Source organism: Bradyrhizobium campsiandrae (genome assembly GCF_014529705.1).
Taxonomy (GTDB): domain Bacteria; phylum Pseudomonadota; class Alphaproteobacteria; order Rhizobiales; family Xanthobacteraceae; genus Bradyrhizobium; species Bradyrhizobium campsiandrae.
Genome location: NZ_JAANIH010000021.1, coordinates 41,718 through 58,918 on the forward strand (window position 1 = coordinate 41,718; position 17,201 = coordinate 58,918).

The following is a 17,201-nucleotide window of genomic DNA, read 5'->3' on the forward strand; positions in this document are numbered from 1 at the left end:
GGAGGGATTGCAGTGAGCGGCAATGAAGATGTTTCCATTCTCAGGTTCTCGTCGAACGACATTCCCGAAGCCGAGCGCGTGACCACGCTGCGCGATTTCTACTGCCGCGGCGTCGTCAAGGCCGAGCTGGAAATACGCGAGGGCGAGCCCATCATGGCGAGCCTGACCGCGCATTCACTGCCCAACGCCCAATTGCTTCTCGGCACGCTGTTTGGCGCCAAGCTCGTTCGGACCCGGCAGCTCGTCGTCGACGGCGACGACAGTCTTGCATTCGTGTTCAATCGCTCGGGAACCATCGGTGTCACGGGGCGAGGGCGGGATTTGCTGCTGGGGCCCGGGGAGGCCGTGCTGGCCAGCGCCGAGGACGCCACGACCTTCGAACGGTTCGTGGCCGGAGACTGCTTTTCGATGCGCGTGCCGCGGCGCGTGCTCGCGCCGATTATCATGGACGTCGATGACGCCGTGATGCGCGTGATCAAGGACCGGCGGGCCGAGATCAGCGTGCTGGTCGACTACGCCACGTCGCTGGTGCGGGAACACGCATCGGCGACGCCGGCATTGCGGGAACTCGGCGCCGGCCATCTGCACGACCTGCTGGCGCTCGTGCTCGGCCCTAACGACGAGGCCAGGGAAAGCGCCGGCCGACGGGGCGCGAAGGCGGCGCGCCTGCGCAAGGCCAAGGGTCTGATCGCCAATAATTGCTGGCGACAGGACCTGTCGGTCGCCGCTGTCGCGCAGGAACTCGGCGTCACGCCGCGCTATCTCCAGCGCCTGTTCGAGGCTGACGGCAAGACGTTCTCTTCCTTCCTGATCGATCAACGTCTGAAGCGAGCCCATCGCATGCTGCGGGAGCCGGAGTTCGCCGACCGTCCCGTCAGCTCAATCGCCTACGATGTCGGCTTCGGCGACCTCTCTTACTTCAACCGTCGCTTCCGCCGCGCCTATGGGGCGACGCCGAGCGACGTCAGGAGCGCCGCCGATTGAATGCACCGAGGCGAATTCGAGCGAGCCATCAACTTCGAGGCGGATCTGGGAATTTTTGAGGTGATCTCCGATCGTGAATGCGGTGCATGCCAGCAGGCGGGGGCGCTGCGCAGCGTTGGGTACGCGGCCGACGACGTGTTCTGCCGCGTGGAGTAAGGCATGGTGCAGCGTTGCGTGCGGCGCCGTTCGTTGGAGTCTTGAATGCGCCGTTTCTTCTTCGACCTCATGGTCGGCAATGTCGTGAAAATCGATCCGGGTGGCATGGTGTTCGAGCATGCCGGGGCAACGTTCGTGGTCGCCGACGAGATGGCGAGGCATCTGTTCGTCTGGCGCGACGATTTGCGCGATCGCGATGCGTGGATCCGTGTCAGGGACAATGGCGGGCGCGAGATCTATCGCGCCGCGGTTTGGGCTGAGAGTCCCGAAAAGCCCGGTTGGGACCGGACCTGAAGCCCGCGGGCGGTGTCGCAGCTCTGCATCACTGACGCACGAGAGAGCCGCAAGTTCGTTCTGAGACCAAACCCGGTCGCATCTGTCCAAGTCGGATGATGGGCGTCCTTCTACCTTGGCGATCAGCGATTCACGGATTGCTGCGACTGCCTCCTTCGATCGGAGGAGGCCGACGCAATATGTCTGCACGCCAGTCGGGTGCAGGCCTTCGCTTGGGGAATGACTTGGGGAATGACTTGGGGAATGAAATGAAACGATGGCTTCTTGCAACCGTCAACCGCCGCCTGCTGCAGGTTCCGGCGTCCGCGCTGCTGCTGGCGCCCTTGCTGGTGATCGACCGGGCGGAGGCGGCATGTACGCCGGTCGCGCCGGTGAGCAACGCAACCATCGTCTGTTCGGGAAATGTCGATACACAGCAGGGTGGTGTGACCGGATACGGCACCATCACCGACGATAACAACACCTATCAGGTCGCAGCGGGCGCGACCGTTCACGGAAGCTCCTTCGGCATCACGACCGGCTCGGGCGGCGTTTTGACCAATCTCGGCACGATCGACGGACCCAACGGAGCCGGCCTCAGGGCCGGCGATGTGACGGTCTCCAATGCCGCCGGAGCCATGATCTCCGGTTTCAACGGCATCACGGCAGCGACGCTCAAGCTGGACAACGCCGGAACGATCACGAGCGGTCTGCAAGGGCACGGCATTGACGCGACGACGGTCACCGTGAGCAATTCCGGAACGATCATCGGCATTGGTACCAACTCCATCGGAATCAGCGCAACCACGGTCACCGTGACCGCGAACACCGGAACGATTTCCGGTGTCCGGTTCGGCGTGTCTACGACAGCCGATGCGACCATTGCCAATGGTGGTTCCATTACCGCCACCGGCGCAAATGGCACCGCCGTCGTCGCAAGTGGCAACGCCTCGATCGATAACCACGGAATAATCTCGGCGCTGGCCGCTGGAGGCATCGCCGTCAATGTCTTCGGTTCGGTGACAATGACCGCCAATTCGTCGCGGATCGAAGGCGACGCAATGGGCGTCAGTGCCGGAACAAACGCGACTGTCAACAACACGGGCATGATCCTGGCGAACGCAGCGAACGGCGTCGCTCTTCGAGTCATCAACACGGTCACGGTCGCCAATGCAGGCGACATCAAGGCGCTCGGTGCCGGCAGCGTCGGCATCCTGGCAGGAACAGTCGTGCTGTCCGCCAACTCGTCCCTGATCTCCGGAGGACGCAACGGAATTTCCGCCAACACCGCGACGATCACGAACAGCGGTGGCTCCATCTCGGCACTCGACGTCAATGGGATCGCCATCAATGCGGTAACGGCGACGGTCACGAATGCCGGAAGCATTACCGCGGCGGCCACGGGCGGGGTGGGCATCCACGCCGGCACCGTGAATGTCACGGCCAACACAGGGCTGATCGCGGGCGAGAGCCGCGCCATCATGTCGGTGTCGGGCGCGGTCGCCGTAAGCAACAATACCGGCGGGACCATCCAGAGTGCGAACGTCAATGGGATTGCGATCTCCGCAGTGACGGATGCGAACATCGCCAATGCCGGCACGATCAAAGGCGGCACGAATGGAGGAAGGGCCGTTTCCGCCGGCAATAGCGCCACCATTGCCAATGCGTCAGGAGGCTTGATCTCCGCCGGCCAGTTCGGCGTCAGCGCCAACCTGGTCACGATGAACAATGCCGGCATTGTCGAATCGACCGGCTTCGGCGCCGCCGTCGATGCCCAGACGGCGAATGTCACCAATTCCGGCACGCTTCGCGCGGTGGGCGAGAACGTGGTTCAGGCCGTCACGGCGGTGGCCTTGCAGAACTCGGGAACCATTAGCGGGACTGCCGGCGCGAATGGCATCTTTTCCGGCGGGCGTGCCGATGTCGTCAACTCGGGGTCCATCAGTGCGAAAAACGGGATACTCACCGGAGGCGCGCTCAATCTGACGAACATGGCAGGCGGCACCATCGCCGGTACCATCGACGGCGTTTTCGCTCAAGGCGCCGCCATGATCAGCAATGCTGGAACCATTACGGGTGGCCCGTTTGCCATTGCGACAAACAGCACGACGAGCATCACCAATACCGGCACCATCAGCGGCAATGTCGGCATTCGGTCATCCGGTGCGGCTGATATCGTCAATGCCGGAACCATCACGGGGACCAGCGGCACGGCGATCAAGCTGACCAGCGCAGCCGATACGCTGACGCTGTTGCCCGGCTCGAAGATCAATGGCGTCGTCGATTTCGGCTTCGGCCATGACGTCGTCAACGTCAATCTGGCGCCGACGAGCAGGGTGTCCTCGTTGACATCAGTCACATTGCCGACCTTTGCGAACTTCGAGGGGACCATCAACACCATTACTTCGGGCGGCAGCTTCAACGGCCCGTCGGTCGTCTCGGGCAGCACGCTCGCGACGCTCGATCCGACGGCGCTGGCACAGACCGATCGCACGCTGATGGACTTCACCGGCGGCGTCTCCTCGCTTGTCCAGGGGCGCCTGAACGGCGGCTCGGGCGGTGCCGGCAGCAACATGATGGCGATGGCCTATGCGCCCGAGACGGCACAGGCCGGGCCCTTCACCAAGGCGCCGAAGAGCCTCTGGACCGATCCCGCGCCGATCACCGTCTGGGCCAATAGCTTCGGCGGCCAGCGCATTCAGGACGAGACGGCCTCGACCCTGCGCGCGACCTCGACCGCCTGGGGCGGTGCCGTCGGCATCGACCGCAAGGTGCAGCCGAACTGGCTGGTCGGCGCCTTCCTCGGCGGCGGGCAGGGCGGCCTGTCGGTCGATCTCAACTCGCAATCGGTCGACACCGCCTATGTCTTCGGCGGCGCCTACAGCCGGTTTGAATGGGCCGCGCAATTCTTCGATTTCACGCTCCAGGGCGGCAGTGCCGACAACAAATCGCGACGTCTCGTGCTCAACGGTGCCGCTGTCGGAGGCATGGAGACGGCAACCGCGAGTTACAGCGGATGGTACATCAGTCCCGAGCTCGCCTATGGCTACAAGCTCGAGATCGGCAATGGCTATCTGCTGACGCCGACGGCGCGGCTGCGTTATGTCGCGGGCCGGTTCGACGGCTATAGCGAGACCGGCTCCGCGCAAGGCCTGTCGGTCGGCGGCCGTACGCTCCAGGACATCGAGGAGCGCGGCGAGGTCGATCTCTCCCGGGTCACGCGCTTCGATGGCGGTGAGCTCAAAGCCAACATTCATGGCGGCGTGATCGCGCTTCAACGCGTGGGCGACACCACCATCAACACGGTGCTGCTTGGTCAGACCCTGTCCTTCGTCACGCCGGGCAGCCGAAGCACGGTCGGCGCCGTCGCGGGCTTCGGCCTCGACTATCGCACCAGTCGCAACCTGTCCCTGTTCGGGGCCGTGGAGGGCATGATGATGTCTGATCAGAGCCGCACGGGAACCGCGAAAGGGGGCCTCCGCGTCGCGTTCTGAGCCGGCATCAGCCCTGGCGGCCCGAATGCGACGCCGCCGGCCGGGCCCCATCCGCCCGGCCGGCCCCATCCTCCGATCGGAGGATGGGGGCGTGCGCCTGATGTGTTATGGATCAGGCATTGTTCATCCAAAGCCATTGAACGCCATGCCGAGCGCGCGGAAGCTGCCCGATCTGGTCGAACAGATCTACGATGCCGGTCTCGATCCGGCGCTGTGGAATGACGTCGTCCTGGGGATCCGCGATTTCGTCGGTGGCCAGGCCTGCGGATTGTTTTCCAAGGATTCGATCAGCAAGTTCGGCGTCACGCATTATTATTGCGGGGCCGATCCGCACTACATCCAGCTCTATTCGCAGACCCATTCCAAGTTCGATCCGCTGACGATCCTGCCGCCACACGGCCAGATTGTGAGCATTCCCGACCTCGTCAATTTCGACGAATATCGCCGCGGACGCTTCTATCAGGAATGGATGCAGCCGCAGGGTTGCAGTGATGCCGCCAATGTCGTGCTGGAGGCGTCGAATGCGAGCTGCCCGGTGATGATGACGGTGCTGTCGGGCCGGCGCATGGTCGATGCCGGAATGAAGCATCGGATGTCGCTGCTCGTGCCGCACGCCAGCCGTGCGCTGCTCGTCAACCGGGCGATCAGCACCCAGCTGACGCTGGCGAGCGCGCTCGCCGACGTGCTGGATAGTCTGTCGTCCGGCATCTTTCTGCTCGATTCCGGCTGTCATGTGGTGCACGCCAATGCAAGCGGTCACGCGCTGCTGGAGGCCGACGACGTGGTGCGCCTCGTTGCCGGTCAGCTCGTGGCCAGCGGCACCGAGGCCAATCAGATGCTGCGCGACAGCTTTGCGGGTCGCGGAGTTCCCTCGAATGCCGCGGGAGGACAAGCGATCCCGTTGCTTTCCCCGAAAGGTGAACGTTACGTCGCGCATATCCTGCCGCTCTCCTCGGTGTTGCGAAACGGCAGCGAGCGGTCGTGCGATGCGGTCGGCGCGCTGCTGCTGCGCAAGGTGGCGCTCGGCGGGCAGTCCTACGGCGAGCTGATCGCGCGGACGTTCGAGCTGACGCCGGCCGAGCTGCGGGTGTTTCTGTCGATCGTCGAGGTGGGCGGCGTTCCCGAGACGTCCGTTGCGCTCGGAATCGCGGAGACGACGGTGAAGACGCATCTGCATCGCGTCTTCGCCAAGACGGGCGTTTCGCGGCAGGCGGACCTCGTCAAGCTTGCTGCCGGCTTCGCCAATCCGCTCGTCAACTGATCGCTCGATCGGCATCGGGCTCGTTGAACCTATTGGCCGCTCGATCGACTCCATGGAAAAGCCGCGGGACAGTCACGTTCCGCGGCGCCTGACGATTGACCCTTGCAATGCAGCTGACTGGCAAACATTCCGAGCTGATCGAGCGCATCTATGACGCCGGCCTCGATCCCGATCTGTGGGCCGACGTCGTCGTCATGCTCAACGGTTTCTTCGGCAGCCGGGCCTGCGGCCTGATTTCCAAGGACAAGGTCAGCAAATCGGGCGCGACGCATTATTATTGCGGTGTCGATCCGCACTTTATCCGGCTCTATGCCGACGAATACGCCCAGCACGATCCGCTCGCCAGGCTGCCGCGCTATGGCGAGGTGCGCAACATTCCCGATCTCGTCGACTTCGACGAATATCGTCGCGGCCGCTTCTATCAGGAATGGCTGCGCCCGCAGGGATGTGCCGACGTCGCCAATGTGGTGCTGGAGCGGGCGAACTCGTCCTGTCCGATGCTGATGACGGTCATTCCGGGCAGAGAGATGCTGGACGCCAAGATGCGGGCGCGCATGCAGCTCGTGGTTCCACACGCCAGCCGTGCCTTGATGATCAACCGGACCATCGTGCGAAAGCAGCAGAAGTCGACGGCGCTGGCCGAAATCGTCGATCGCCTCAAGGCCGGCGTGATCCTGCTCGATTCCGCCTGCAACATCGTCCACAGCAATCCGGCGGCGGATGCGATCCTGGAGGCCGACGATGTGCTGCGATCCGTCCATGGCCGGCTGCTGGCGAGCTCGTCTGAGGCGAATGCGGCGCTGCGCGAGGTGTTTCGCGGCGAAGCGGAGGTGGCCGCCGCGGCGGCAGCGAACCGCAAAATTCAACTGACATCGCATGACGGATCCCACTACGTCGCCCATGTGATCGCGTTGCCGTCGCTGCTGCGGCAGGGGCGCGCCGATGGCGCCATCGGCGCGCTGTTCGTCTGGAAGGCGAAGCTCGATGCCCGTGCCTGCGCCGGCTTGATCGACCGCACCTTCGAACTGACACCTGCGGAGCTCAGGGTTCTGCAATCGATCGTCGACATCGGCGGCGTGCCGGAGACGGCGGGCGCGCTCGGGATCGCCGAGACGACGGTCAAGACGCATCTGCATCGTGTCTTCGACAAGACCGGCACGAGCCGCCAGGCCGAGCTCGTCAAACTCGTGGCAGGATTCTCCAATCCTCTTGTTCATTGACGCGCCGGTTCGCTGCGAAAAGCAGCAGAATGATGCCCGCCATTTCATCATCACAATGTTATCGCGCGTCATTCGTTTGGGTGACGCGATTCGCAGCGTTCTCTCCTACGAGAGCACACGAGTTCTTGTTCGTCGCGCTGGCGTCGTGTGTGAAGCAATTCACAGCTGATGGAAGTGAGTTCCATCAATCTCGCTCGCAAGGAGATCGTCATGCGAACAACGTCACGGAGCCTGGTCGGGAAGTTCCATGGTGCCGTCGATCGCATGATCGCGGCGATGCATCAGCAGCGCGCCATCGAGGCCCGGCGCGTCCTGCGGCGCTACCGCCATCTGCTGGATGCCTCGCCCGAAATGTCGCCTTTCAACGAATTCATTTCTGTCTGCAATGAAGAGGAATTTTCAGAAAATGCCTATCAATCTGATGCGTGCGAGCGTACGGCCCGTCACCCCCGTCTCCAGCGCGCGTAACGGCAGTATCGTCGCGATCGCGCTCACGGCTGCGCTCGTCATCCTCCAACTGGTCGGCCTCGTCATGCTGGAACGATCGCACGCGCATGCGATGCAGGGATCGTTTCCGCGCGAGGCTGCGGCCTGCGCGGAAAGCGCATCCATGCCGGTCACGCCAATTCCCTATGACTGAGCCGGAGGGCGAACCATGCCTGACATCACGACCCTGCTGCTGCTCAGCGTCGCCGTGTTCGCGGGCGCGTTCGTCTCCGGACTTTCCGGCTTCGCATTTTCGGCCGTCGCGGGGACGGTCCTGCTCCGGGTGTTTCAGCCGCTCGAAGCCGTGCCGCTGATGATGGCGTGCAGCATTGGCGTGCAGGCGACCAATCTGTGGGCACTCCGGCGCAATATCCGCTGGGAGGGCAGCCTGCTGCTGATCGTCGGTGGATTGATCGGCGTTCCCATCGCGGTGTCGCTGCTGCAGTCGACCGACACGCATCTGCTGCGGCGCGGCTTTGGCGTCGTCGTCGCGCTCTATGCCGGCTACATGCTGCTGCGGCCGACGCTGGTGACGGCGGGCGAGGCCGTCGGCCGGCACTGGGTGGCGCTGATTGGATTCGGCGGCGGCCTGGTGGGCGGGCTCACCGCGATGCCCGGTGCGATCCCGACGATCTGGTGCGACATGCGCGGCATGCCCAAGAGCGAGCAGCGCGGCCTGGTGCAGCCGTTCATCGCCGCGATGCAGCTGTTTGCGATCGTGCTGCTGGTCGGTCACCAGGATCTGTCGTCAAAAGTCTTTGTCGACCTCGCGGTCAGCCTGCCCGCCTTGTTTGCGGGCTCGGCCCTTGGCGTGATTGCCTTTCACCGGGTCAACGAGACGGTCTTTCGCAAGACCGTGCTCGTTCTGTTGCTGATCTCCGGCATTTCCCTGGTCTAGTGACCGGGACTGGCGATTGAGCCCGGAACCGGCGCTGCGCTGATGTCGCTGCCATGATGCACCAGCGGCTTGTTGCCGGTGATGGTCCGCAGCAGCACGTAGAACACCGGTGTCAGGAACAGGCCGAACACGGTGACGCCGATCATGCCGGAGAACACCGCAACGCCCATGGCGCGGCGCATCTCCGAGCCCGCGCCGGTCGAGAGCACCAGCGGCAGCACGCCCATGATGAACGCCATCGACGTCATCAGGATCGGGCGCAGACGCAGCCGGCTCGCCTCGATCGCGGCCCGGATCGGCGTGCGGCCGGCGAATTCGAGCTCGCGCGCGAATTCGACGATGAGGATCGCGTTCTTGGCCGAGAGTCCCACGAGCACGATCAGTCCGATCTGGGTGAAGACGTTGTTGTCACCCTTGGAGAGCCAGACGCCGAACATCGCAGCCAGCAAGCCCATCGGCACGATCATGATGATCGAGAGCGGCAGGGTCAGGCTTTCATACAGCGCCGCCAGCACCAGGAACACCAGGAGGATCGCCAGCGGGAACACCCAGAGGCCGGAATTGCCGGCGATGAACTCCTGATAGGTCAGGTCGGTCCATTCGAAGGCAAAGCCGGGCGGCAGCACTTCCGCCGCAATCCGGGTTGCCGCTTCCTGCGCCTGACCGGACGAGTAGCCCGGCGCGGCGGCGGCGTTGATGTCGGAGGACAGAAAACCGTTGTAGCGGATCGCACGCTCCGGTCCCGCGCTCTGGCGGATCGTGAGCAGCGCCGACAGCGGCACCATGTCGCCGGAAGACGAGCGCACCTTCAACTGCCTGATGTCGTCGGCACGGGCGCGGAACGGCGCATCGGCCTGGACATAGACGGAGTAGGTGCGGCCAAACTTGTTGAAGTCGTTGACGTAGTAGGAGCCGAGGTAGATCTGCAGCGTGTTGAAGACCTCGGTCACGGGCACGCCAAGCTGGAGCGCCTTGGTGCGGTCGATGTCAGCGAACAGCTGGGGCACGTTGACCTGGAAGCTGGAAAACACGCCGGCGATCTCCGGCGTCTTCTGCATCGCCGCCATGAACGCCTTGGTGGCGTCGTTCAGCGCCTCATAACCGAGGCCCGCGCGGTCCTCGATCTGCAGCTTGAAGCCGCCGATGGTGCCGAGGCCGTTGACGGGCGGCGGCGGGAACATGGCGATGAAGGCTTCCTGGATGCCGGCATATTTCTTGTTCAGCTCGGCCGCGAGCGCAGGTCCGCTCAGTGAGGGATCCTTGCGCTCGTCGAACGGCTTCAGCGTCGAGAACACGATGCCGGCGTTGGAGGAGTTGGTGAAGCCTGATATCGACAGGCCGGGGAAGGCGACCGAGCTTTCGACACCGGGCTGGGTCAGCGCGATGTCGCTCATCTTGCGGATCACCTCCTCGGTGCGGTCGAGCGTGGCGCCATCGGGCAGGCGGGCGAATCCGACGAGATATTGCTTGTCCTGGCCCGGCACGAATCCACCGGGCACCTGCTGGAACAGGAAGGCGGTGATGCCGACGAGGACGACGTAGAGCCCCATCACCGCGGCCTTGCCCGAGATCACCTTGGTGACGGTGCCGCTATAGCTGTTCGAGGAGTAGGTGAAGGCCTTGTTGAAGCGGCGGAAGAACCAGCCGAGGCCCTTCTCCATGATCACCGTCAGCCGGTCCTTCGGCTCGTTATGACCTTTCAGCAGCAGCGCCGACAAAGCCGGCGACAGCGTCAGCGAGTTCACCGCCGAGATCACGGTCGAGATCGCGATCGTCAGCGCGAACTGCTTGTAGAACTGACCGGTCAGGCCGGAGATGAAGGCGAGCGGCACGAACACCGCGATCAGCACCATCGCGATCGCGATGATCGGGCCGGACACCTCGCGCATCGCCTGGTAGGTGGCATCGCGCGGCGACAGCCCGCCCTCGATGTTGCGCTCGACGTTCTCGACCACGACGATGGCGTCGTCGACGACAATGCCGATGGCGAGCACGAGGCCGAACAGGCTGAGCGCATTGATGGAGAAGCCGAACACGTGCATCACCGCGAAGGTGCCGACGATCGAGACGGGCACGGCGAGCAGGGGGATGATCGAGGCGCGCCAGGTCTGCAGGAACAGGATCACCACCAGCACCACCAGCGCGATCGCCTCGAGCAGCGTGTGGATCACGGCCTCGATCGAGGAGCGGACGAACTGGGTGGGGTCGTAGACGATCTGGTACGACACGCCTTCCGGCATGCTCTTCTTGATCTCGGCCATGGTGGCGCGGACGTGGTCGGAAATCTCCAGCGCGTTGGAACCGGGCGCCTGGAAGATCGGGATCGCCACTGCCTGCTTGTTGTCGAGCAGCGAGCGCAGGCCGTATTCGGAGGCGCCAAGCTCGATGCGCGCGACGTCACGCAGACGAACGACTTCGCCGCGCGTGCCGGTCTTGACCACGATGTCGCCAAATTGGTCTTCGTTGGCGAGACGGCCCTCGGCATTGACCGACAATTGCAGGTCGATGCCCTTCACGTTCGGCGAGGAGCCGACCACGCCGGCGGCGGCCTCGACATTCTGCGCCTGGATCGCCTTGACGATGTCGCTGGCGGTGAGGCCATGCTCGGCCGCCTTCTGCGGATCGACCCAGACCCGCATCGAATAGTCGCCGGCGCCGTAAAGCTGGACGTCGCCGACGCCGTCGATCCGCGCCAGGCGGTCCTTGACGTTGAGCACCGCGTAGTTGCGCAAATAGGTCATGTCGTAGCGGCCGTTCGGCGACAGCAAATGCACCACCATGGTGAGGTCGGGCGAGGACTTCTTGGTGATGATGCCGAGCTGGCGCACCACGGCCGGCAGGCGCGGTTCGGCCTGCTGCACGCGGTTCTGCACAAGCTGCGTCGCCTTGTCGGGGTCGGTGCCGAGGCGGAACGTCACCGTCAGCGTCATCGCACCGTCGGTGGTCGCCTGGCTCGACATGTAGAGCATGCCTTCGACGCCGTTGATCTGCTCCTCGATCGGCGTCGCCACCGTCTCCGCGATCACCTTGGGATTGGCGCCGGGATAGGTCGCGCGCACCACGACCGAGGGCGGCACGACATCGGGATATTCCGAGATCGGCATCGCAAACAGCGAGATCAGACCGGCGAGGAAAATCAGCACCGACAGCACGCCGGCGAAGATCGGACGATCAATGAAGAACTTTGAGAGATTCATGGCTTTGCCCCTGGGCAATATCCTGCGTGTCTCCGCCAGCACACCGGTCATTCCGGGGCGCGAGCAAAGCTCGCGAACCCGGTATCCAGAGGTCAGGTCGTCGGAGTTATGTAGTCTCGAGAGTCTCGGGTGCGCAATTGCGCACCGTAGTTCGCGCTATGCCCGCCCCGGAATGACGTCGCTCACTAGCGTTGCACCACGTCCTGGTTGCTGTGGTTGGAGGCCTGCTGTCCGCGCGCGCCCATCGTTGCCACCTCGGTCTTGAGGAGAGCGCCCGGACGCACGCGTTGGAGGCCGTTGACGACGATGCGATCGCCGGGCTTCAGGCCCGCGGTGACGATACGCAGGCCATCGACGGAGCCACCGAGCGTGATCGGCCGGTAGACCGCGCGGCTGTCGTCGCCGACAGCCATCACGAACTTCTTGTCCTGGTCGGTGCCGATCGCACGCTCGTCGATCATGACCAGCGTCTGCTGCTTCGGCTGGCCCATCCGCACGCGGGCGAACTGGCCGGGGATGAGACGACCGTCGTCGTTGGGGAAGACCGCGCGGACGCGGATGGTGCCGCTCTGGCCATTGACCTGGTTGTCGATCAGCTGGATGTGGCCCTTGGCCGACAGCCCGCCCGACGTCGCCATCTCGACCGGGATCTGGTCGAGATTGCCGCGCTTGCCGGAAGCATCCGCAATCGAGTTCAGCGCACGCAGCACCACCTCTTCATCGGCATCGAACGAGGCGTAGATCGGATTGACCGAGACCAGCGAGGTCAGGACCGGGGAGGCGGTGCCGGCGGCGACGAGGTTGCCGACGGTGATCTCGAACTTGCCGACCCGCCCGTCGACGGGGGCGCGCACTTCCGTGTAGTCGAGATTGAGCTTTGCGGTCTGCAGCGTCGCTTCGGCCGCCTTCACATTGGCGATGGCTTCGCGATTGGCGTTGTCGCGCTGATCGTAGTCGCGTCGGGTGACCACGGCGTTGCCGACCAGCTGCGCGCCACGCTCGAGCTCGCTCTGGGTGAACACGACGCGTGCCTTGGCCGCTTCGAGCTGAGCGGCAGCCTTGTCGACCTCGGCCTTGTAGGGCGCGGGATCGATCTTGAACAGGACGTCACCGGCCTTCACCAGCGCGCCCTCGGTAAAGTTGGTCGACATGATCGCGCCGGCGACGCGCGGCCGAAGCTCGACGCGGTTGATCGCCTCGAGGCGGCCGGAGAAATCGTCCCACAGCACGGTCTGCTTGGGCTCGATCATCGCGATGGTCACGGGGACGGCCTGTTCCGCCGCGGCCGCGGTTGCGGTCGCCTGGGCGGCGCGGAAATAGTGGCCGGTCGCGATCGAGCCGGCCGCGGCGAGGGCGCCCACGACGGCGACGCCGCCGAGAAGGCGGCGGATACGGCCCGGACGAGAGGTCAGTTGGGAGGGGGGCATTTGCGCGCTCCAGATATGTAGTGTTCACTACAGATGTGGAGCTGGATATCGCAGCGCAAGATACTTATGTACCGTTCACTAAGAAAATTGTAGCCGCTTACCGCAAGATTGGGAAGACGGAACAGAAAAGAAAGATAGAACAACTAGATAGGATCAGGCGTTAATTCGGCTGACGACGCCGATCCCCGAGGAGACAGGCACATGGGCATGGGACGCCCCCGCGAATTCGACGCCGACATCGCGTTGGATCGGGCGATGGAAGTGTTTTGGCGCCATGGCTATGAGGGCGCGACGATTGCCCAGCTCACGGAGGCCATGGGCATCAATCCGCCGAGCCTCTATGCCTGTTTCGGCAACAAGGAAGGCCTGCTCAAGGCCGCGCTCGACCGCTACACCAAGGCGCGCGGCGCCTGGATGGACGAGGTAGTGGCCGCTCCCACCGCTCGCGAAGTTGCGGTGCGGATGCTGATGGGCATCGCCGACAAGCAGACCGATCCCGCCAATCCACCCGGCTGCCTGCTCGTGCAGGGCGGCATCGCCTGCGGCACCGGCTCCGAGAATGTGCCGTTCGAACTCGCCGCCCGCAGAGCCCAGAACGAGGACCAGCTCCGCGAGCGCTTCCTGCGCGCCAAGGCGGAGGGCGATCTCAAGGAGACGGCCGATCCCGCCGCGCTCGCGCGCTATGTCTCGGCGGTGTCCGTCGGCATGGGCGTGATGGCCTCGTCCGGCGCGGATCGCGAGGCGTTGCGGCAGGTCGCTGATGTCGCGGTGCAGGCCGTCGAGGCGCAGTCGGTGCGGGACTAGGCTGGGTGCTCGTTCAGCGGCAGGCCGCTGAATGTCCGCTTAGGCACCAACAGCCGCGGAAAAGCAGCATTCTCCCAACGTCGCTCAAGGGCCAAATCCCGACATGAGGCAGCGAGGGCTTGAGTCGTCGCGCGGGCGGTCTAAGATTGTGATAGTGCGAATAATCGACGCGTTGGAGAGTTGCACCATGTGGACACGAAGAGAGGCGGTCGCGGGCACAATCACAGCGTTGGCCACAGCCTGCTCGACGCAATCCACGCCGCAGGCGCAAACCCTGTCAGCCACCGGTGCATTGGCCCCAACCGGCAAACTGCGCGTCGCACTCATCGCATCCAATCCAGTTCTGGTCACTCGCCGTCCCGACAAGAGCCTTGGTGGTGTGTCCGTAGCCATTGGTAACGCGCTTGCAGCGCATCTTGGCGTGCCAGTGGAGCTCAAACCGTACGATAATCCTGTGCTGTATAACGAAAGCCTTGCATTCGACGAGTGGGATATTGGACTTGCCGCGCGTGATCCGTCCCGCGCGGAGTATCTCGCATTCAGCAATGCGTTCATGGAGGTCGACAACGGATACGTCGCCCGTCCCGGTGCCGCGCCGACGACTGCGGAAGAAGTCGACAGAACTGGCGTGAGAATAGCGGTTGCGCAAGGTAGCGCGCCAAACGCGGTGTTGAAGCGCCTGATCAAGAATGCAGAGATTGTCCCAGTGCCTGGTGGGTTCGAGCCGGCGCGCGAGGCGCTCGCGACGGGAACGGCTGACGTTTATGGCGAGAACCTACACCTCGCCTACCGCATCGCAGACGCGTTGCCCGGTGCGCGCGTCTTGCCCGGACACTTCAACGTCGTTCAAATGGCGATAGGAGTGCGCAAGCGTGCTGCTGCGGCACTTCCCACTGTCGACGAGTTCGTGAATAAAATCCGGTCCGACGGGACCGTCCAGAAAGCCATCGTTGAGGCAGGGTTGCGCGGAGTTCGGGTACCGTAACCATTTTGTTCCGGCGAGCGAACAAACGGCAGCTCACGTCCGCCGTGGGTCATTTGCCTCTATTTAGCCCCTCGTCGGCAATTTCCGGTCTCCCCCAAACTCCGGACATGCGGGCGGATCGCGCTAAACGACGCGAAGGGCCACGAACCGACATCCGCCAAACAAAAAGACCGCCCGGAGGCGGCCCTCTCTGTTGCGCAGAAATGACGGTGCCGACGATCAGGCAACCTCAATCTGGTTGGGGCGGCGATATGCGATCCAGCCGAGACCTAGGAAGCCGAGAAGCATCATCGCCCAGGTCGATGGCTCGGGAACGGCTGAAACGGAACCGATCTCCACCGTGAAGCTCTGATCCGGGCGGCTTCCCCACGTCCACGTAAAAGTGCCAGGCTTGATATCAAGGCTCGCAAAAGTGATAAGGCCAAAGTCCGCGCTGCTCGAAAGGGGCGTATCGGAGATATAACCGGCCGGAAGGATGAGCTCTGCAGAGTTCGGATTGAAATCGATTTCCAATCCAACGATGCTGCCCGAGCCGGCCAGCGATCGATATTCATCACTACCAGGACCAAACCAAGTCGGGCCGTTCAAAGAAACAGGGTAATAAATATTCGCCGTTGTGTTTGCGTGCGGCCCCGTAATGATCGTGCCTTCTTCGGCACCTACGGTGGGGAATTTTAGCCCCGAAAAGTGCTGCAGCCCTGTCACATCGATTGAGCCGCTACCCGTAGCAACCAGATGACCCCCGTCTTGGTTGATTGTTACGACGTACGGGCTTGCAATGCTTGCCACCGTTGTAAAGAACAGTGTGCCAGCGCTAATCAGTGCAGATAATACTATCTTCATAGAGTTTTCCCTACAGAGGCCGGGACAATAGAACAATGGCATCAACCGCCGTCAACGACGACGCATGGAAAACTTTGCGGTGTTTTCGCGATGTCCGATCTCGGCGCAGCGAAGCAGGAATTCGGATTGAGGAGACTGAGGTCCGCTACGGGCCTACAGCGGACTGATGCGCCGCAGCAGACAATCTCTATTCGATCACCGTGTCCGCGCGGCTGAGGAGCGTCGGCGGAATAGTTAGGCCGATCTCGTTCGCCAGTTTCAGATTGATCACCAACTCAAATTTGGTTGGTTGCATGACCGGCAAATCCGACGGCTTTTCGCCTTTGAGTATACGACCGGCGTAAACGGCTGCCTGACGCCAAGTGTCTGTCTTGTCTGGGCCGTAGCTAATCAATCCTCCGGCGTCCACCTCCTCGCGTCCAGTATAGATACCCGGAATTTTGTAGTGTAGGGCTTGGCTGGAAATTCGGTCACCGCCAACAAAGCCAAAGAACGGATCGGTGCTCACAATGAAGGCTTGGATCTTCAACTGCGCCATCGCCTCAAATGCGACATCGACGTCGCTGATGGTGCTGGTATTGAGTACATGAAGATGTTGCTCCAGGGCCCTTGCCGCCGCCTTGCCTTCCTCAATCTGTCGCTCCGCAAGAGTGCCTTGTGGATTAACCAGCAGTGCAACCTCAGTTGCCCGCGGTACTATCTCTTTTATGATCTCCATTCGCTTGGCGAGCAAAGCGGCACCTATAAAGGTGGCGCCTGTGACGTTTCCACCGGGGTGATTGAGGCTATCGACGAGACCGTCTGCGACCGGATCTCCGCCATAAGCAAAAACGATGGGTATGGTCGTGGTCGCCGCTTTGGCGAGGCGTGCCGGGACCGGCGATCCCGTCGCAAAGATCGCATCCACCCGGCTCCTGATCAGATTGTCCGCCAGCGCAGGCAGCCGGTCGAACTGGCCGTTGGCTGAACGTTCGACGATGGTGAGGTTGCGGCCATCCTCGTAACCAGCCTCCTTGAGACCGGCATGGATTGCATTCATGACCCAAGCTGGTCGCGCCAGTGCCAACAATCCCATCACGGGCATTGTTGCCTGTCCGGCGCGTGCAGCAATCGACCAGGCGGCGGTGCCTCCTGCCAGTGTAATGAATTTCCGCCGCCTCATACGGTACCTCA

General features: G+C 63.2%; 14 protein-coding genes. 10 read left to right on the top strand and 4 right to left on the bottom strand.

The genetic code is table 11. The annotated features are described in order from the left end of the window. The first annotated feature begins 12 nt into the window (after positions 1–12). From G8O24_RS17430 to G8O24_RS17465, 8 genes are all read left to right on the top strand, one after another. The gene (locus G8O24_RS17430) at positions 13–984 is read left to right on the top strand and encodes a helix-turn-helix transcriptional regulator (protein WP_311972347.1); all 972 of its coding nucleotides are present in this window, start codon (positions 13–15) and stop codon (positions 982–984) included. Further along, a complete protein-coding gene (locus G8O24_RS17435) occupies positions 985–1,140 on the top strand; it encodes a hypothetical protein (RefSeq protein ID WP_188101337.1) in 156 nt (51 codons plus the stop codon). A 45-nt stretch (positions 1,141–1,185) separates the two neighbouring features. Beyond that, positions 1,186–1,434 carry a DUF6894 family protein gene (locus G8O24_RS17440; RefSeq protein ID WP_188101338.1) on the top strand — a complete coding sequence of 83 codons (249 nt, stop codon included), beginning with the start codon at positions 1,186–1,188 and terminating at the stop codon, positions 1,432–1,434. A 248-nt stretch (positions 1,435–1,682) separates the two neighbouring features. Continuing rightward, positions 1,683–4,907 carry an autotransporter outer membrane beta-barrel domain-containing protein gene (locus G8O24_RS17445; protein ID WP_188101340.1) on the top strand — a complete coding sequence of 1,075 codons (3,225 nt, stop codon included), beginning with the start codon at positions 1,683–1,685 and terminating at the stop codon, positions 4,905–4,907. 145 nt (positions 4,908–5,052) lie between these two features. Then, a complete protein-coding gene (locus tag G8O24_RS17450) occupies positions 5,053–6,168 on the top strand; it encodes a helix-turn-helix transcriptional regulator (RefSeq protein ID WP_188101342.1) in 1,116 nt (371 codons plus the stop codon). A 107-nt stretch (positions 6,169–6,275) separates the two neighbouring features. Next, on the top strand, positions 6,276–7,388 hold the full coding sequence (locus G8O24_RS17455; RefSeq protein WP_188101343.1) for a helix-turn-helix transcriptional regulator: 1,113 nt from the start codon (positions 6,276–6,278) through the stop codon (positions 7,386–7,388). 406 nt (positions 7,389–7,794) lie between these two features. Next, on the top strand, positions 7,795–8,028 hold the full coding sequence (locus G8O24_RS17460) for a hypothetical protein (RefSeq protein WP_188101345.1): 234 nt from the start codon (positions 7,795–7,797) through the stop codon (positions 8,026–8,028). 15 nt (positions 8,029–8,043) lie between these two features. Continuing rightward, positions 8,044–8,772 carry a sulfite exporter TauE/SafE family protein gene (locus G8O24_RS17465; protein WP_188101347.1) on the top strand — a complete coding sequence of 243 codons (729 nt, stop codon included), beginning with the start codon at positions 8,044–8,046 and terminating at the stop codon, positions 8,770–8,772. Here the strand turns inward: G8O24_RS17465 and G8O24_RS17470 are convergent. Both G8O24_RS17470 and G8O24_RS17475 read right to left on the bottom strand, forming a co-directional pair. After that, positions 8,769–11,969, bottom strand: coding sequence for an efflux RND transporter permease subunit (locus tag G8O24_RS17470; protein ID WP_188101349.1), 3,201 nt, complete (start codon positions 11,967–11,969; stop codon positions 8,769–8,771). The two genes, G8O24_RS17465 and G8O24_RS17470, sit on opposite strands and share 4 nt — an antisense overlap. Before the next feature lie 185 nt (positions 11,970–12,154). After that, positions 12,155–13,396, bottom strand: coding sequence for an efflux RND transporter periplasmic adaptor subunit (locus G8O24_RS17475; protein ID WP_188101351.1), 1,242 nt, complete (start codon positions 13,394–13,396; stop codon positions 12,155–12,157). A gap of 201 nt (positions 13,397–13,597) precedes the next feature. Here G8O24_RS17475 and G8O24_RS17480 point away from each other — a divergent pair, with 201 nt between their 5' ends. Then, a complete protein-coding gene (locus tag G8O24_RS17480; RefSeq protein ID WP_188101353.1) occupies positions 13,598–14,200 on the top strand; it encodes a TetR/AcrR family transcriptional regulator in 603 nt (200 codons plus the stop codon). Between the two features lie 187 nt (positions 14,201–14,387). Further along, positions 14,388–15,185 (top strand): transporter substrate-binding domain-containing protein, encoded by a 798-nt coding sequence (locus tag G8O24_RS17485; protein WP_188101355.1) that lies wholly within the window; start codon positions 14,388–14,390, stop codon positions 15,183–15,185. A 219-nt stretch (positions 15,186–15,404) separates the two neighbouring features. Here the strand turns inward: G8O24_RS17485 and G8O24_RS17490 are convergent, their stop codons facing one another. Together G8O24_RS17490 and G8O24_RS17495 are read right to left on the bottom strand one after the other, a co-directional pair. After that, on the bottom strand, positions 15,405–16,028 hold the full coding sequence (locus G8O24_RS17490; protein ID WP_188101357.1) for a PEP-CTERM sorting domain-containing protein: 624 nt from the start codon (positions 16,026–16,028) through the stop codon (positions 15,405–15,407). Positions 16,029–16,215: 187 nt separating this feature from the next. After that, positions 16,216–17,190: an ABC transporter substrate-binding protein gene (locus G8O24_RS17495; protein WP_188101359.1), complete on the bottom strand. Its 975-nt coding sequence runs from the start codon at positions 17,188–17,190 to the stop codon at positions 16,216–16,218. Positions 17,191–17,201: the final 11 nt, after the last annotated feature.

What these genes read in the sequence shown, in the direction of transcription:
- G8O24_RS17435 (WP_188101337.1), top strand. Translation starts at nt 985, where the DNA reads ATGCACCGAGGCGAATTCGAGCGAGCCATCAACTTCGAGGCGGATCTG.
- G8O24_RS17440 (WP_188101338.1), top strand. Translation starts at nt 1,186, where the DNA reads ATGCGCCGTTTCTTCTTCGACCTCATGGTCGGCAATGTCGTGAAAATC.
- G8O24_RS17445 (WP_188101340.1), top strand. Translation starts at nt 1,683, where the DNA reads ATGAAACGATGGCTTCTTGCAACCGTCAACCGCCGCCTGCTGCAGGTT.
- G8O24_RS17450 (WP_188101342.1), top strand. Translation starts at nt 5,053, where the DNA reads ATGCCGAGCGCGCGGAAGCTGCCCGATCTGGTCGAACAGATCTACGAT.
- G8O24_RS17455 (WP_188101343.1), top strand. Translation starts at nt 6,276, where the DNA reads ATGCAGCTGACTGGCAAACATTCCGAGCTGATCGAGCGCATCTATGAC.
- G8O24_RS17460 (WP_188101345.1), top strand. Translation starts at nt 7,795, where the DNA reads ATGCCTATCAATCTGATGCGTGCGAGCGTACGGCCCGTCACCCCCGTC.
- G8O24_RS17465 (WP_188101347.1), top strand. Translation starts at nt 8,044, where the DNA reads ATGCCTGACATCACGACCCTGCTGCTGCTCAGCGTCGCCGTGTTCGCG.
- G8O24_RS17470 (WP_188101349.1), bottom strand. Translation starts at nt 11,969, where the DNA reads ATGAATCTCTCAAAGTTCTTCATTGATCGTCCGATCTTCGCCGGCGTG.
- G8O24_RS17475 (WP_188101351.1), bottom strand. Translation starts at nt 13,396, where the DNA reads ATGCCCCCCTCCCAACTGACCTCTCGTCCGGGCCGTATCCGCCGCCTT.
- G8O24_RS17480 (WP_188101353.1), top strand. Translation starts at nt 13,598, where the DNA reads ATGGGCATGGGACGCCCCCGCGAATTCGACGCCGACATCGCGTTGGAT.
- G8O24_RS17485 (WP_188101355.1), top strand. Translation starts at nt 14,388, where the DNA reads ATGTGGACACGAAGAGAGGCGGTCGCGGGCACAATCACAGCGTTGGCC.
- G8O24_RS17490 (WP_188101357.1), bottom strand. Translation starts at nt 16,028, where the DNA reads ATGAAGATAGTATTATCTGCACTGATTAGCGCTGGCACACTGTTCTTT.
- G8O24_RS17495 (WP_188101359.1), bottom strand. Translation starts at nt 17,190, where the DNA reads ATGAGGCGGCGGAAATTCATTACACTGGCAGGAGGCACCGCCGCCTGG.